This window comes from Halomonas litopenaei, assembly GCF_003045775.1.
Taxonomy (GTDB): domain Bacteria; phylum Pseudomonadota; class Gammaproteobacteria; order Pseudomonadales; family Halomonadaceae; genus Halomonas; species Halomonas litopenaei.
In genome coordinates, this window is the sequence record NZ_PXNS01000001.1 from 39122 (window position 1) to 52392 (window position 13271).

Annotated in this window: 13 protein-coding genes; 2 read left to right on the forward strand and 11 right to left on the reverse strand. The window is 64.2% G+C overall.

Annotation, left to right across the window (positions count from 1 at the left end; genetic code table 11):
• Window positions 1–69: 69 nt before the first annotated feature.
• The 6 genes from aldA to C6W88_RS00230 all read right to left on the reverse strand — a co-directional run bounded on the left by aldA (window position 70) and on the right by C6W88_RS00230 (window position 6631).
• Window positions 70–1494, reverse strand: coding sequence for an aldehyde dehydrogenase (aldA, locus tag C6W88_RS00205; protein ID WP_108131107.1), 1425 nt, complete (start codon window positions 1492–1494; stop codon window positions 70–72).
• A 253-nt stretch (window positions 1495–1747) separates the two neighbouring features.
• A complete protein-coding gene (gene acuI, locus C6W88_RS00210) occupies window positions 1748–2728 on the reverse strand; it encodes an acrylyl-CoA reductase (NADPH) (protein ID WP_045992609.1) in 981 nt (326 codons plus the stop codon).
• Between the two features lie 131 nt (window positions 2729–2859).
• A complete protein-coding gene (gene acuR, locus C6W88_RS00215; RefSeq protein ID WP_108131108.1) occupies window positions 2860–3528 on the reverse strand; it encodes an acrylate utilization transcriptional regulator AcuR in 669 nt (222 codons plus the stop codon).
• Window positions 3529–3697: 169 nt separating this feature from the next.
• A complete protein-coding gene (locus C6W88_RS00220) occupies window positions 3698–5173 on the reverse strand; it encodes a sodium:solute symporter family protein (RefSeq protein ID WP_108131109.1) in 1476 nt (491 codons plus the stop codon).
• Window positions 5166–5390 (reverse strand): DUF3311 domain-containing protein, encoded by a 225-nt coding sequence (locus tag C6W88_RS00225; RefSeq protein WP_045992612.1) that lies wholly within the window; start codon window positions 5388–5390, stop codon window positions 5166–5168. The genes C6W88_RS00220 and C6W88_RS00225 overlap by 8 nt, the downstream gene beginning before the upstream one ends.
• Before the next feature lie 44 nt (window positions 5391–5434).
• Window positions 5435–6631 carry a M20 aminoacylase family protein gene (locus C6W88_RS00230; protein WP_108131110.1) on the reverse strand — a complete coding sequence of 399 codons (1197 nt, stop codon included), beginning with the start codon at window positions 6629–6631 and terminating at the stop codon, window positions 5435–5437.
• A 173-nt stretch (window positions 6632–6804) separates the two neighbouring features.
• Between C6W88_RS00230 and C6W88_RS00235 the strand changes: the two genes are divergently transcribed.
• The gene (locus C6W88_RS00235; protein WP_045992614.1) at window positions 6805–7695 is read left to right on the forward strand and encodes a LysR family transcriptional regulator; all 891 of its coding nucleotides are present in this window, start codon (window positions 6805–6807) and stop codon (window positions 7693–7695) included.
• A gap of 103 nt (window positions 7696–7798) precedes the next feature.
• Here the strand turns inward: C6W88_RS00235 and C6W88_RS00240 are convergent, their stop codons facing one another.
• The 3 genes from C6W88_RS00240 to C6W88_RS00250 form a co-directional block, all read right to left on the reverse strand.
• Window positions 7799–9136: a Na+/H+ antiporter family protein gene (locus C6W88_RS00240; RefSeq protein ID WP_197037059.1), complete on the reverse strand. Its 1338-nt coding sequence runs from the start codon at window positions 9134–9136 to the stop codon at window positions 7799–7801.
• 481 nt (window positions 9137–9617) lie between these two features.
• The gene (locus tag C6W88_RS00245) at window positions 9618–9836 is read right to left on the reverse strand and encodes a hypothetical protein (RefSeq protein ID WP_108131112.1); all 219 of its coding nucleotides are present in this window, start codon (window positions 9834–9836) and stop codon (window positions 9618–9620) included.
• Entirely contained in the window at window positions 9833–10096 is a 264-nt protein-coding gene (locus tag C6W88_RS00250; RefSeq protein ID WP_045992616.1) for a hypothetical protein, read from the reverse strand. Before C6W88_RS00250 ends, C6W88_RS00245 begins: the two co-directional genes overlap by 4 nt.
• A 403-nt stretch (window positions 10097–10499) precedes the next feature.
• Between C6W88_RS00250 and C6W88_RS00260 the strand changes: the two genes are divergently transcribed.
• A complete protein-coding gene (locus C6W88_RS00260; protein WP_108131114.1) occupies window positions 10500–11018 on the forward strand; it encodes a fasciclin domain-containing protein in 519 nt (172 codons plus the stop codon).
• 186 nt (window positions 11019–11204) lie between these two features.
• Here the strand turns inward: C6W88_RS00260 and C6W88_RS00265 are convergent, their stop codons facing one another.
• Window positions 11205–11693, reverse strand: a complete 489-nt coding sequence (locus C6W88_RS00265; protein WP_108131115.1) for a phosphatidylglycerophosphatase A family protein — start codon at window positions 11691–11693, stop codon at window positions 11205–11207.
• Between the two features lie 70 nt (window positions 11694–11763).
• Window positions 11764–12702 (reverse strand): transglutaminase family protein, encoded by a 939-nt coding sequence (locus C6W88_RS00270; RefSeq protein WP_108131116.1) that lies wholly within the window; start codon window positions 12700–12702, stop codon window positions 11764–11766.
• Between the last annotated feature and the right edge of the window lie 569 nt (window positions 12703–13271).

The window sequence follows — 13271 nt, forward strand, 5'->3', positions numbered from 1 at the left end:
GCAAGCGGCCGACCGCCCGGCGTAGACGCGGCGGTGATGGGCTTGGGTGTGGGGTGGCGCGGGATGGCGTCAGTAGTTCAATACCACCAGCCGGGTCTGGGTGTAGTCCAGCATGCCGTGCTTGCCGTCGTCGCCACCGAGGCCCGAACGCTTCCAGCCGGCGTGGTAGCCCTGGTAGGGGTCCGATGGGGTGCGATTGATGTAGACCTCGCCTGCCTCGATGTTGTGGGCCACCTTCATGGCGGTGCGGTAGTTCTCGGTGAACACCACCGAGGCAAGGCCGAACTGGTGGTCGTTGGCCAGCGCCAGGGCTTCATCCACATTGGCGTAGGTCAGCACCGGCAGTACCGGGCCGAAGATCTCTTCCTGGACGATCTCCATGTCCTGGCGGCAGTCGGTCAGCAGGGTCGGCGGGTAGAAGTGTCCGGGGCCAGGGGGAATCGCGCCGCCGGTGGCCAGGGTGGCGCCGTCGTCGATGGCACGCTCGACCATCTGGTGGACATTGAGGCGGGTGTTCTCGTTGATCAGGGGGCCCATGTGGCTGGGGTCCTCGGCACGATTGCCGAAGGTGCAGGCCTCCATGTTGTCCTTGAGCAGGGCGATGAAGGGCTCGGCGATGGACTGATGCACGTAGACTCGCTCGATGGCGGTACACAGCTGGCCGCAGTTGGTGGTCTTGGAGGCCACGATCTGACGGGCGGCCTGCTCGAGGTCGGCGTCGGGCTCGACGATGGCCGGTGACTTGCCACCCAGTTCCAGCGACGACTTGGCGATATTGACCTGGGAGTACTCCAGCACCTTGCGGCCGGCGCCGACGCTGCCGGTGAGGGTGATCATGCCGACCCTTGGGTGAGTACACACGGCCTCGGCGGTGGCGTGGTCCATGCTCAGGATGTTGACCACCCCCGGCGGGATCTCGGCCGCCTGGACGGCCCGGGCAATTTCGAAGGCCGAACGCGGAGTGTTGTTGCTCGGGCGCACGATCACGCTGTTGCCGGTGATCATCGCCGGTGCAATCTTGCGCAGCAGGGTGAAGACGGGGTAGTTGAAGGGAATCAGGCAGGCCACCACGCCGATCGGCTCCCGAGTGAGCAGCAGGCTCTCGTCAGGGGTGTCGCTGGGCACGATATCGCCCTCGATCCGTCGCGCCCATTCGGCGTGGTAGCGGGTGATATCGGCCGCGTATACCGCCTCGTTGGTGGCGTCCTCGAGGCTCTTGCCCGACTCTTCGGCCAGCGCCCGCCCAATGGCCTCGCGACGCTCCATCAGGGCGTCGGCCAGGCGCTGCATATGTACCGCCCGCTCGGCACTGGTCAGCCTGCGCCAGTGCTTCTGGGCCCTGGCCGCGACCTCGACAGCTTCCATCGCCTGGGCGTTGGTGGCGGCCTGTACCTCGCCCACCATCGCTCCCGTGGCGGGGCAGTAGACCGGGATCATGCTGGCCTGGGGGGCGCTGACAAAGTCGTTGTTGATGAAGTTCCCATCGGTGCTCATGGCTGATTCCTCGTCAAGTTCAAACCAGCCTAGGAAGCGACCATGAAGGCGTCAAGAAAATTCCCTATGTAGAAATAAAATTCCGCATATGGAATATATTGCGGTGTGCTGGTGCCTGTAGGCGAGCCGGCAGGAAGCCAAGACAGCGCCAGGTACGCGCCAGGTAAGCGCCAGGTAAGGCCCGAGAAAGCGCCGAGGAAAGCAACATCAGGCGCCCTGCCGGCGACGGCCAGCAGGGCACGTGTCATCGGGCCTAGCGGGTGGCGACCACCACGCGGCCTCTGACCTTGCCTTCCATCAGGCGCTCTGCGGTGGTGATGGCCTCGCTCAGCGGGATCTCGCTGGCGATGTCGTCGAGACGCTCTTCAGGCATCAGCTCGGCCAGGCGCTGCCAGGCTTCCAGGCGAACTTCTCTGGGCTGCATCACGCTGTCGATGCCGGCCAGGGTCACGCCGCGCAGGATGAAGGGCATCACCGTGGCGGGAAGGTCCATGCCCTGGGCCAGGCCGCAGGAGGTCACCGTGCCGCCGTAGCGGGTCGAGGCCAGCACATTGACCAGGGTGTGGCTGCCGACGCTGTCGACGGCACCCGCCCAGCGTTCCCTGGCCAGGGGCTTTCCGGGCTGTTCGAGCTCGCCGCGGTCGATGATCGAGGTGGCGCCCAGTGCCTTCAGATAGTCCGCCTCCTCGACCTTGCCGGTGGAGGCAACGACTTCGTAGCCCAGCTTGGCCAGCAGGGTGATGGCAAAGCTGCCGACGCCACCGCTGGCGCCGGTGACCAGCACCTCGCCCTGGTCCGGGGTCACCCCGTGGCGCTCCAGCGCCAGCACCGAGAGCATGGCGGTGTAGCCGGCGGTGCCGATGGCCATGGCGTTTCTGGTGCTGAAGGCTTCGGGCAGCGGGATCAGCCAGTCGCCGTTCAGCCGTGCCTTCTGGGCCAGCCCGCCCCAGTGCTTCTCGCCGACGCCCCAGCCGTTCAGGACCACCCGGTCACCCGGCTGGAAGTCCTGGTGCTGTGAGGCTTCCACCACGCCGGCAAGGTCGATACCCGGGACCATGGGGAAGGACTTGACCACCGGGCCCTTGCCGGTGATGGCCAGCCCGTCCTTGTAGTTCAGGGTGCTGTATTCGACGTTCACGGTCACGTCGCCCTCTGGCAGGGCCTGGTCATCCAGTGACTCGATAGCGGCCTTCTGAGTGTCGCCTTCCTTGCGGATCACGATGGCGTCGAACATGGCGGTCTCCTTTTTAGACGGTTTGTCTATAAATTGGCGCAAGCAGTATCAGGGCGCCGTATACGACCCCGCAGGAGCGGGCTCTTGGTTCAGTGTCGGACTATTGTCAAGTCAGGTCGGCTCAGTTCAGTTCATGGCGACGGACGACCCTGGCGTTGGGTGTCCAGGCCCGAAAAGAAGCTGTCGGTGAACACATCGATCGGGCGCGGGCTGCGTTCCAGCCTGGCGCGCATGATGGCGCCCTCCCAGCCGATCCAGAAGGCCTCGGCCAGCCGGTCAGGGTCTCTGTCGGAGGCGATATTGCCGTGGTGGCGGGCTTCTTCCAGGCAAGCGGCGAGACGTCGTTGCCAGTCGGCGAGCGTGGCGATCAGCCGCTCGCGGTAGTCCGGTGGCAAGCCAGCCGCCTCCTGACCGAGATTGCCCACCAGACAGCCACGGCGATAGTCGTGGCGTGCCATGCCGGCCTTGGCATCGTCGACAAAGGCCTGCACGCGCTCGAGCGGTGGTCGGGAATCGTCTTGCAGATGGCGGTCGAGCTTGTCGGCAAAATAGCGGGCGTAGCGCTCGAGCACCGCCTGGCCGAAGGCTTCCTTGCTGGCAAAGTAGTGATAGAAGGACCCCTTGGGCACCCCGGCACGCTTGAGCATGCCGTCGAGTCCCGCGCTCAGAAAGCCGTGTTCGGTCAGGGTCTCGAGGCCGCTGGCGATCAGCGCCGCTCTGGCGTCGCCCTGGGTGGCGCCGACGCTGTAGTCGGTCTTCGGCGGTCGCCCCCGGCGCCTGGCTATCGTCGGATTGGTCATGCAATGATTTTAGACCAGATGTCTATAAAATCAATGATGGGGCTGACCACGAGGGGAGACGAGAAGACACGCGAGGGTGGCCACGGGGGGCGACAGCGTCACCTGACACGACACCAGCGGCCCGGTATCGGGCCGCTGGCGATTGGAGCAGGTCATCGACGAGGGTCTATCAGACCTGGGGTGACAGGCACTCGACCGGCGAGCGAGACTCGCTCGACTTGCGCATCAGGCTGATGACAACAAAGATTGCCGAGTTGACCACCAACCCGCAGAAGCCCGGGTGCCAGCCGAAAGGCGCATCGATGCCGAATTGCAGCAGCAGGGTGATGACGGCGCCGACACTCAACCCGATAAAGGCCGCGGTCTGGGACGCGCGACGCCAGAACAGGGCACCCAGCAGCATCGGCAGCAGTTGCACAATAATGCCGTAGGCTCCGAGCAGCAGGCTGACCAGCGAGCCGGGGTTGGCCAGTGCCAGCAGGTACGCCATCAGCGATATCGCGATGACCCCGTAGCGCGTCAGTGACAGCGCCTTGTGCTCGGGCAGGGCGCGCATCCTGGGCGTGAACTGGACCACGTCACGTACCAGGATGGTGGCCGAGGTGTGAGCCAGGTTGGCGGCGGTCGACATGGCTGCCGCCAAGGCGCCGGACAGTGCCAGTCCGATCACCCAGGCGGGCAGGTCGGCGAGTTCCACCACGATGGTCAGCAGCACCCGGTCAGGCGAATCCAGTGGCGTGTCGGCGAGCAGCACGATGCCGGCGAAGCCGATGATCAGCAGCGGTACCAGCAGGTAGCTGTAGAGCGGGTAGAGCACAAAGACGCGCTTGAGCGTCCTGACGTCCTTGGCGCTGTAGAACTTCATGAAGATGTGAGGCCACATCACGCAGCCCAGCGCGCTGACCAGCACCGCAGTGGAGAAGGCGCCCCAGCCCATCCCGGTGGCGCCGGGCATGGTCAGGTATTCCGGCGCCTGGTCCTTGATCTGCTGGAACATTTCACCGACGCCACCGAAGAACTGCTCGGCCGTGGTCAGCCCCAGTGCCCAGGCGATGACGACCATCATCAGGCCCTGCATCAGGTTGGTCCAGCCGATGCCCTGAAGGCCGCTGGCGTAGACGTAGGCGGCCACCACGCCGCAGGCCAGCAGACTGCCCAGCCAGAACGGAATGGTGCCAGAGGTCGCCGCTTCGAACAGCATGCCGGCGCCAGCGATCTGGATCGTCAGGTAGGGAATCATCGCCAGCACGCTGACGACACCGATGACCAGGCCCAGCACATTCTTTGGAGTGGGGTAGCAGGCCGACAGAAACTCGGCCTGGGTTAGAAAGCCGTGGCGGCGACCCAGTCGCGAGATATGCGGCGCGATCAGCCACCACACGATCACCGCCAGCGTCAGGTAGGCGATGATATAGAACGCCGGGGCGCCCTTGCTGTAGGCCCAGCCAGGTGCACCGAGGAAGGCAAAGGCGGAGAAGATCTCGGCACCGAGGATGAAGAACAGGACCAGCAGGCCCATATGGCGACCGCCCGCTACGTAGCCTTCCAGCGAGGAGCCCTGGCCACGCCTTGCGCGCAGGCCCACCAGCAGCACGATGACCAGATAGCCCACCGTCATGGCGGTGATCAGCAGAGAATCACTCATGGTCTGCCTCCTCGCCGGTATCCTTGCGATAGGCGATCAACAGGCCCACGAACAGGGCGAAGACCCAGGCCACGTACCAGAACATGAAGAACGGCATGCCGAGCACCATCGGATCGATGCGATTGGCGATCAGCGCACCCGGCCACACCATGGCCAGGGTGCACAGCACGAAGTAGATCAGCAGGCCCTTGGAAGGCATGCCTTTTTGGTGGTTCATGGGAAGACCTCTTGTTGTTGAGTGTGGTCGTTGTCGGCATCGCCTCAGCGATGGTCGTTCAAGGCGCCAAGAGCGATGGCAACCAGCAGTCGGCTGCCTACGGGAATGATGGCGTCGTTGAAGTCGTAGCGAGCGTTATGAAGCGGCGGGGTGGTGTCCGATTCGGCGCTGCCGAGGAAGAAGTAGGCTCCCGGGCACTTTTCGAGCATAAAGGCGAAGTCTTCACCGCCAAGGCTGGGACTCACGTCGCGCTCCAGTGCGGTCTCGCCCAGCAGTTCCTTCGCGGTGGCGATGACGTGGTCGGTCGCCGCCGGGTGATTGACCGTGGCCGGAAAGATGCGCTGGTGATCGACCTCGATCTCGCCGCCGTAGGTCGCCGCCACACCATCGCAGGTGCGCTGGATGGCCTCGGCGATGCGATCCTGGGTAGCGCTGTCGAGGGTTCGCACCGTGCCGCTCAGTCGGACCTCGTCGGGAATGATGGCGAAGCCGTCGAGTTCACCTCCCTTGATGCCGCACAAGCTCAGTGCCGCTGGAGACAGCGGGTCGGCATCGCGCGAGACCACGCTGTGCAGGGCCTGGATCAGAGCGCCGGCCATTCTGACCGGGTCGGTAGAAAGGTGTGGGTTCACCCCGCCGTGGCCGCCCTTGCCGCGGATGCAGATATCCAGGCGATCGGTGGCGGCCATGATCGGGCCCGGGCGAATCGCCACCTGCCCCCGGGGCAGAGCCGGCCAGTTGTGCAGGCCGTAGATCGCATCCATGGGGAAGCGCTCGAACAGCCCCTCCTCGACCATCGCTCGTCCACCGCCCAGGCCTTCTTCCGCCGGTTGGAACACCAGCTGGATGGTGCCGGAAAAATCGCGGTGGCGGGCGAGGTAGCGAGCGGCGCCGATCAGCATGGTGGTGTGGCCATCGTGGCCGCAGGCATGCATGACACCAGGCACTTCGGAGACATGGCCGTGGTCGCTTGCCTCCTGAATCGGCAGCGCGTCCATGTCGGCGCGCAGGCCAATACGGCGACCGTTGTCGGGGCCAAGCCCTCTGATGGTGGCCACGACACCGGTGCCGCCCAGGCCGTGGTCGAAGGGTATGTCGAGCCGCTCGAGTTCATCGCAGACACGCGCGGAGGTGGCGTGTTCCTTGAAGCCGAGTTCCGGATGCCGATGAAAGTGCTGGCGCAGTTCTGTCAGACTGCTGTGCTGGTCGTCGAAGAAGGTGGGGTCGATAGGCTGGGTCATGATATTCCGGACGCTTGTTGATTGTGTCCTTCATCATGGTTGGCGGTATGTCATAGATAAAATATTATTATTTTTATATTTCCATGCTTTTATTGTATGGATTTGCCGTATGAGCCGTCGACTTGGGTGAATCCTGGCACTGGCGTGGTGGCCCCGCTCAACAAGGATCGAACATGGACTTCAAGCAGCTGCGCTACTTTCTGACGGTGGTCGAGGAGGGCGCGATTTCCAGCGCGGCAAGAAAGATCCCGTTGGCCCAGCCGGCCTTGACCCGCCAGCTCAGGCTGCTGGAGGAGTCGGTGGGAGCCACTCTGCTGGAGCGATCACGTCAGGGCGTAAGCTTGACCGCTGCGGGGGTTGCCTTTCACGGCGAAGCGCGACGACTGTTGCGAGAGTTCGAGACAGCCAAGCTCGATGCTCGTCGGATTGCCGATGGACAGCTCGGACAGCTGCGTCTGGGCGTCACCGTCATGCACCTGTGGGTGCCCCAGATCGTCAAGCTGCTCAACGGGTATCGCCAGCGTTACCCGGACGTCAGCCTCAAGGTACAGTCGCTGCTGTCCGCGCCCCAGGTGGAGGCGCTGCGCCATCATCAGCTGGATGCGGGGATGCTGTTCTTTCCCCCTGACGATGATGATCAGCTCGACAGCCACTGCCTCTATGAAGACCGTCTTGTGCTGGTAGCCAGCGAAGGGTCGCGCCTGGCGCAGCATCCCCCCTCTCGACTGGCGGACCTGGCCGGTGAAGACTTCATCTGGTTCGAGCGCAGCGCGACACCGGTCTATCACGACAAGCTGATCCATGCCTTTCAGCGACGTGGCTTCACCCCCCACGTGGTGCAGGAAGGCACCGACAACGCCACCATGCTGTGCCTGGTGGCGGCGGGCATGGGCTGCACGATATTGCCGGAAATGACCATGGCCGGGGCCCCGGAAGGCGTGGTCAGCTTTCCTCTGGAGGATCTGGATATAGTGCTGCCACTGATGCTGGTCTGGCGCAGGGATGCCAGCCTGCCGGCGGTCCGACGCTTGATCGAGGTGGCAGAGTCGCAATCGCTGGCCTGAACGGCCGCGCCCTGTTATCTGCGCTTGGCCTGGTGCCGTGCAAAAGGCCACCCGAGGGGTGGCCTTTGCCATTGCTGCGAGGCTTGGTGTCAGGTGCTGTGCATTACAGCACCATGGCGGCGATCCAGGCGAACACCAGCATGCCGATGTTGCAGTGCAGGAAGGTGGGGATGACGCTGTCGCGAATATGGTCGTGCTGGCCATCGGCGTTAAGCCCGGCGGTGGCGCCCAGGGTGATGGTCGAGGCCGGGGAGCCAGCGTCTCCCAGGGACGCCGAGGCGCCCAGCAAGGCCATCGCCGCCAGCGGGTCGAAGCCCAGGGTCAGCGCCAGCGGCAGGTAGATGGGCGCCAGGATCGGCACGCTGGCGAAGGAGTCACCGAAGCCGATGGTGATGAACAGTCCCACGACCAGCATCACCGCTGCGCCCAGCGCCATGTTGCCGCCGATCAGTTCGGCCGACGCCGCTACCAGAGGCTCGATTTCTCCGGTGGCGGTCAGCACGCCGGCGAAGCCGGAGGCGACGGTGATGATGACCGCGATCTGCGCCATCATCCGCAGCCCGTCGGTGAAGACGTCATCCTGCTCCTGCCAGCGGAAGATACCGGACACCCCCAGGATCAGAAAACCGACCATGGCTCCGAGCAACAGCGAGTCGAACTTGAGCTGAAAGACCAGGGCCACCGCCAGAGCGCCCAAGGTGATGACCAGTTGCAGCGGCTTCAGGCGCGCCGGCGAGGCGGGCCTGGCGGCGGCGGTGGGGCGTGGTGTGACGTAGTCGCGCGGGCGGCGATAGCTGATAAAAACGGCCACCAGCAGCCCCGCGACCAGGCCCAGCACCGGTAGTGCCATGGCCTTGGGGGCCATGTCGGCGGTGGCGGTCAGCCCGTAGTCCGCGCCGACGCTGTTGACGTTGGCCAGCAGGATCTCGTTGAGAAAGATGGCACCGAAGCCGGTGGGCAGCAGCAGGTAGCTGGCGCTGATCGAGCAGGCCAGGATGCAGGCCACGGCGCGGCGGTCGACTCGCAGGCGATCGAGCACCACAAGCAGCGGTGGCAGCAGGATCGGAATGAAGGCGATGTGCACCGGCACCAGATTCTGCGACATCAGTGAGGCGACGATGAACAGGCCGAACAGCGTCCACTTGACGCCCTTGCGGGTACTTTGCTCGTCGCTGCCGAGGCGCGCCGAGATAGCATCGGCCAGCAATTCGAGCAAGCCCGAGCGTGACAGCGCCACGGCGAAGGCGCCGATCATCACGTAGGTCAGGCCGACCTGGGCGCCGACCAGCAGGTTGTCATTGAAGGCGCCGATGGCGTCGTTCATCGACAGTCCGGCGTGCAGCGCGCCTAGCATGGCGGCGCTGATCAGGGCGATGGCCACGGGGATACGCAGCAGGCACAGCACGATCATGCTGAGGATCGTCAACACCGCCGCGTTGATGTGGTAGCCGACGGCCAGGGTCGAGGCGTAGATCAGGGCGCACAGAGCAATGGTCGGCAGTGCGCGGGTGCGGGCAAAACGGTTTGCCTTGGGAGAAGGGTCGGTAAGGGCGGTCTCTTGCATGGGGTCTCCGGCTCGTCATGAGCCACGTGTCCAGGGGGCGTGAGAGTGCCGGCGAGCGTGGCGTAACCGCGGAGGGCTGGTCCTCTTCTAGGGGAGGTTGAAGCCTGACGGCCGTTCGCTAGCGGGCGAATGATACCCCAAACCTGGGCCGTGGCCCGCACTGGCCTCGATAGTTGCCTCGATAGCGGTCTCGATGGTCGCCGCCATGGTGGCAAGGGGGGAAAGGAGGAAAGGAAGAAAGCAAAGAAGCGGCTGCGCTGCCTTCCATCAAAAACGCCGCCCCAAAAGGGGCGGCGTGAATCGCCAGGACGCGTCGGCGAAAAGCGGGGCGCAGAAACGCTGTCTCTCAAGCCATCGCTCAGGCGGGTACCGCCTGGGCGGCGCCAGAGGAAGCCGGTACTGCAGGCATGGACGGTGGCAGGGTCGCCATCAGCGCGCGCTCCAGGTCCATGGCCTTGCACTTGTAGGCAGTGCAGTTGGCGCAGTGAACGCTGTCGCCGTCGTCTTGACCAACAGGCAGCGTGAAGCGGGAGTGGCCACAGATGGTGCAGCTCAGGTCCAGGGCGACGGTGATCATGCGACTCGCTCTCCCTTGGTGTGCTGCTGCTCGATCAAGGCATCGTGCTCACGTCGCATGGCCATCATCAGGCTGCGAGACTTGTTGAGAAAGCGCAGGCGGTCGGGCGTCTGCTGTTCTTCCCAGGCGCCCAAGGTGGCATGAAACTCACCGCACTCGGTGCAGTTCAGCTCTTCCCAGTCATTGGGCTGAGCCGTTACAGGTCCCGGTGTGCTGGCCAGGTCGTGGCCACAGCGGGTACAGGAAATCGGGTAGTACACGGGTCGCCCTCCTTGGCGCATGACGTGCCGTCGTTCGTTCCGTTGTGGAAGCGAGGCTGCGCATGGCCCTCCTGGCCGAGCCTCAACGGTACGAAAGGTTCTCATCGCCAGGCTTGATATGCAAGTATTGTATAGGTTTTCTGTCGCCGGAAGCGTATCGGCATCTCGCCGTCATTACCGTCTTTCCGAGCAGCGCCCATATCATGACGTCAAAAGATGACGCTTTGATGATCAGAGTGGCGAAAGCTGTCGTAAAACTTTTTCTTGTACATTACTTGTTCTTGATCTAATTTTTGTACATGAACTGCGTCGTCCTGGTTGAACAGCCCCGACAGAGAGGTTCCCGGGAGGCGCGCAGTGGCGACGCGACATCTCGGAGCAATCACCGCAAGGAGGCGAGAGCATGAAAAAAGCAATGTCTGCCGCAACGTCGTTCCTGCCGAGCTGCGTGCTCGGCGTAGCGCTGCTCGCTGGCGGGGTGGCCGAAGCGGATCAGCAGCAACAGCAGGATCCCTCACGCAATCTGCTCGAAGTCGCCCAGGCCGACGGACGTTTCTCGACATTGCTTGATGCTGTCGAGAAGGCTGGCCTCGACGAGCCGCTACAGGGAGATCAAACCTATACGCTCTTTGCTCCAACGAACGAAGCCTTCGGTACCCTGCAGCCAGGACAGCTCGACGAGTGGATGAGCAACGACAAGGCCTCCCACCGACGTCTGGTCGAGGTCGTTTCCTACCACATGGTGGAAGGAGAAGTGTCACTGGAGGGGTCATCCGAGGTGACCACCCTGCAGGGAACCGACATGGCCATCGACGCCCAGGAAGGCTCGGCAAGCGTAGGCAATGCCGCCGTGGTGGAGTCCGACATCAAGGCCAGCAATGGGGTGATCCACGTGGTGGACAGCGTGCTGATCCCTGAATAACCGATGCTGAGTGACTGACGCCAGTGCAACATCTGCTGCACTGGTCGCCAGAGGCCGGGTACGAGTTCCCCCGGTCACTGTTTCGATAGATCCCTGTCCCGTTTGGCCGCCCGTCGAGGGCGGTTTTTTTGTGTCAGGGCTGTGGATATAGGAAGCAGCGCCCGGCATTGGCAGGCCGCTATTGGCTTATGAGGACTGCTCGGGATCTCGCTGCCAGTAGCGGCGGGTCAGGCGCACCAGCAGTACCAGGGTGAGGGCTGCATACAATGCCGCCATTGCGTCGTCGGCGACGATGCCGAGTCCCCCGCCAATACCTTCGATCTCGCGTACCGGAGACAGCTTGGAGATATCGAACAGGCGAAACAGTAGATAGCCCAGCGGCAGGATGATGCGCCGTCGGTAGCGCGAGAAGGCCAGCACCGCGATGGGCAGGGCCACCCATTCGTCGAGCACGATCTGGGGCAGGTCACCGCCGCCCAGCCACAGCGAAGCAAAGTGGCAGACGGGAACGGCCAGCACGAGGAGCGTCAGGGTAACGGCCAGGCGCGTGCCGAGCGGTAGCCGGAACAGCCACCAGGCGACCGGTAGTCCGATCAGGGAGCCGACCGTCCCCGGCGCCCAGGGGGAATAGCCCAGGCCGAAGCCGGTGGCGATCCAGATCAACAGGTCCTGCATGGAATCTCTCCTGGAAGACGGTGGGCAGGGCAAGGCCGGGCAGAGCCTGCGCAATATAAAGGACAGCGAATCAGCCGGCCATCGGCGCTGCCGGGTGATCGCCGGGGCTGGTGGAGGTCGGGCCGGTGGCCGTGACTTCCCCGGCGGGAACAACGTCCACTTCCACCTCGAGGCGCTGGCGCCCACCACCGGTCACCACGCCCTTGAGCGGCGCCACGTCCTCGTAGTCGCGGCCCCAGCCAAGCAGCAGGTGACGTTCGCCAGCGCGCACACCGTTGGTGGGGTCGAAGTCGAGCCAACCCCAGCCGGGTATCAGCACGGAGAACCAGGCGTGGGAGGCGTCGGCGCCCATCAGTCGAGGCTGTCCTGGAGGCGGTCGAGTCTCGAGATAGCCGCTGACGTAGCGCGCGGCCAGACCCACCGAGCGCAGGGTGGCGATGGCCAGGTGGGAGAAGTCCTGACACACCCCACGGCGATGCTGGAGCACCTGGGACGGTGTCGTCTCCAGGTCGCTGAACTCGCTGTCGTAGCGGAATTCCTCATGGATGCGACGGTTCAAGCGCTCCACGCAGTCCACCAGATCGCCACCAGCGGGAAAACAGTCTTCGGCCCAGGCGGCGAGCAGCGGGCGGCGCTCGATATAGGCGGAGTTTTCAAGAAACGGCTGTGCTTCGCGGAAACCTGGCTGGTGGCGGTCTGCCAACAGCTCTCGACACCGCTCCCAGCTAATGATGGCCTGCGGCGGTGTGGCGCGAGGCGAGGTCATGACCTGCGCCTCCAGCGTGACCTCGAGCTGGGTATGGGGGGTGTCGACCGCGAACAGCGCGATATGGTTGCCGAAGGCGTCCTGTCGGCTCTGGCGTAGCGACTCGCCCGGCGAGATCGACAATTGCGCCCAGGCAACCTGCTGGTAGGCCATCTCACGGGGCATCAGGCAGGCCTCGTTCTCGCTGAGTGTCACGATCTCGCTGTAGTGGTAGCGCGTGGTGTGGCGAAGTCGATAGATCATCTGCCGGATCCCGCCGTGCCACCCCTGACAAGGCTGGCCAGACGGCACCGCCTGGCGCCGCTGTCTTGAGCAGGGCAGGACAGCGGTGCGCACGAGCCAGGGAGTGCGGAACGAGAAGAGGCAGGCATGGGAAGCGAGGAGGCTCCTGGGTGTCGGCGAATGTTGCAGAAGGTGACGATATCCCCCCCGAACCGTGGCGACAAGATGTACCCGACTCCTGCCTTTCTCTCAAGCCCGAAAGGTGGGCGTCGTCAGCAGCAGGTGCCATCGACCGGCTTCTGCAAGGGCTGCCGAGGGCTACCGCCCGCGCTTGCCGGGGGGCGCCATGATTGCACCAGATCGGTGCTCGCTGCCCCTTCTTGCTGGTTCGTGGGGCACTTTCGGCAGGAGCAAGTGGTCGCTTTTTGTCCAAATTGCTCAATTGCGCCAGCCCATTCGGCGAGAAGGCTCGGCGCTGCGGCCTATTCTCGGCGGTCTGGTACAGGGCTTGCTATACAGCAAGGAGGGACCCGGTACGGTCGAAGGCGGGGGTGCCATCGTCGTGGTCGGGTCGCCGGATGCCGAAAACA

What these genes read in the sequence shown, in the direction of transcription:
- aldA (WP_108131107.1), bottom strand. Translation starts at nt 1,494, where the DNA reads ATGAGCACCGATGGGAACTTCATCAACAACGACTTTGTCAGCGCCCCC.
- acuI (WP_045992609.1), bottom strand. Translation starts at nt 2,728, where the DNA reads ATGTTCGACGCCATCGTGATCCGCAAGGAAGGCGACACTCAGAAGGCC.
- acuR (WP_108131108.1), bottom strand. Translation starts at nt 3,528, where the DNA reads ATGACCAATCCGACGATAGCCAGGCGCCGGGGGCGACCGCCGAAGACC.
- C6W88_RS00220 (WP_108131109.1), bottom strand. Translation starts at nt 5,173, where the DNA reads ATGAGTGATTCTCTGCTGATCACCGCCATGACGGTGGGCTATCTGGTC.
- C6W88_RS00225 (WP_045992612.1), bottom strand. Translation starts at nt 5,390, where the DNA reads ATGAACCACCAAAAAGGCATGCCTTCCAAGGGCCTGCTGATCTACTTC.
- C6W88_RS00230 (WP_108131110.1), bottom strand. Translation starts at nt 6,631, where the DNA reads ATGACCCAGCCTATCGACCCCACCTTCTTCGACGACCAGCACAGCAGT.
- C6W88_RS00235 (WP_045992614.1), top strand. Translation starts at nt 6,805, where the DNA reads ATGGACTTCAAGCAGCTGCGCTACTTTCTGACGGTGGTCGAGGAGGGC.
- C6W88_RS00245 (WP_108131112.1), bottom strand. Translation starts at nt 9,836, where the DNA reads ATGATCACCGTCGCCCTGGACCTGAGCTGCACCATCTGTGGCCACTCC.
- C6W88_RS00260 (WP_108131114.1), top strand. Translation starts at nt 10,500, where the DNA reads ATGAAAAAAGCAATGTCTGCCGCAACGTCGTTCCTGCCGAGCTGCGTG.
- C6W88_RS00265 (WP_108131115.1), bottom strand. Translation starts at nt 11,693, where the DNA reads ATGCAGGACCTGTTGATCTGGATCGCCACCGGCTTCGGCCTGGGCTAT.
- C6W88_RS00270 (WP_108131116.1), bottom strand. Translation starts at nt 12,702, where the DNA reads ATGATCTATCGACTTCGCCACACCACGCGCTACCACTACAGCGAGATC.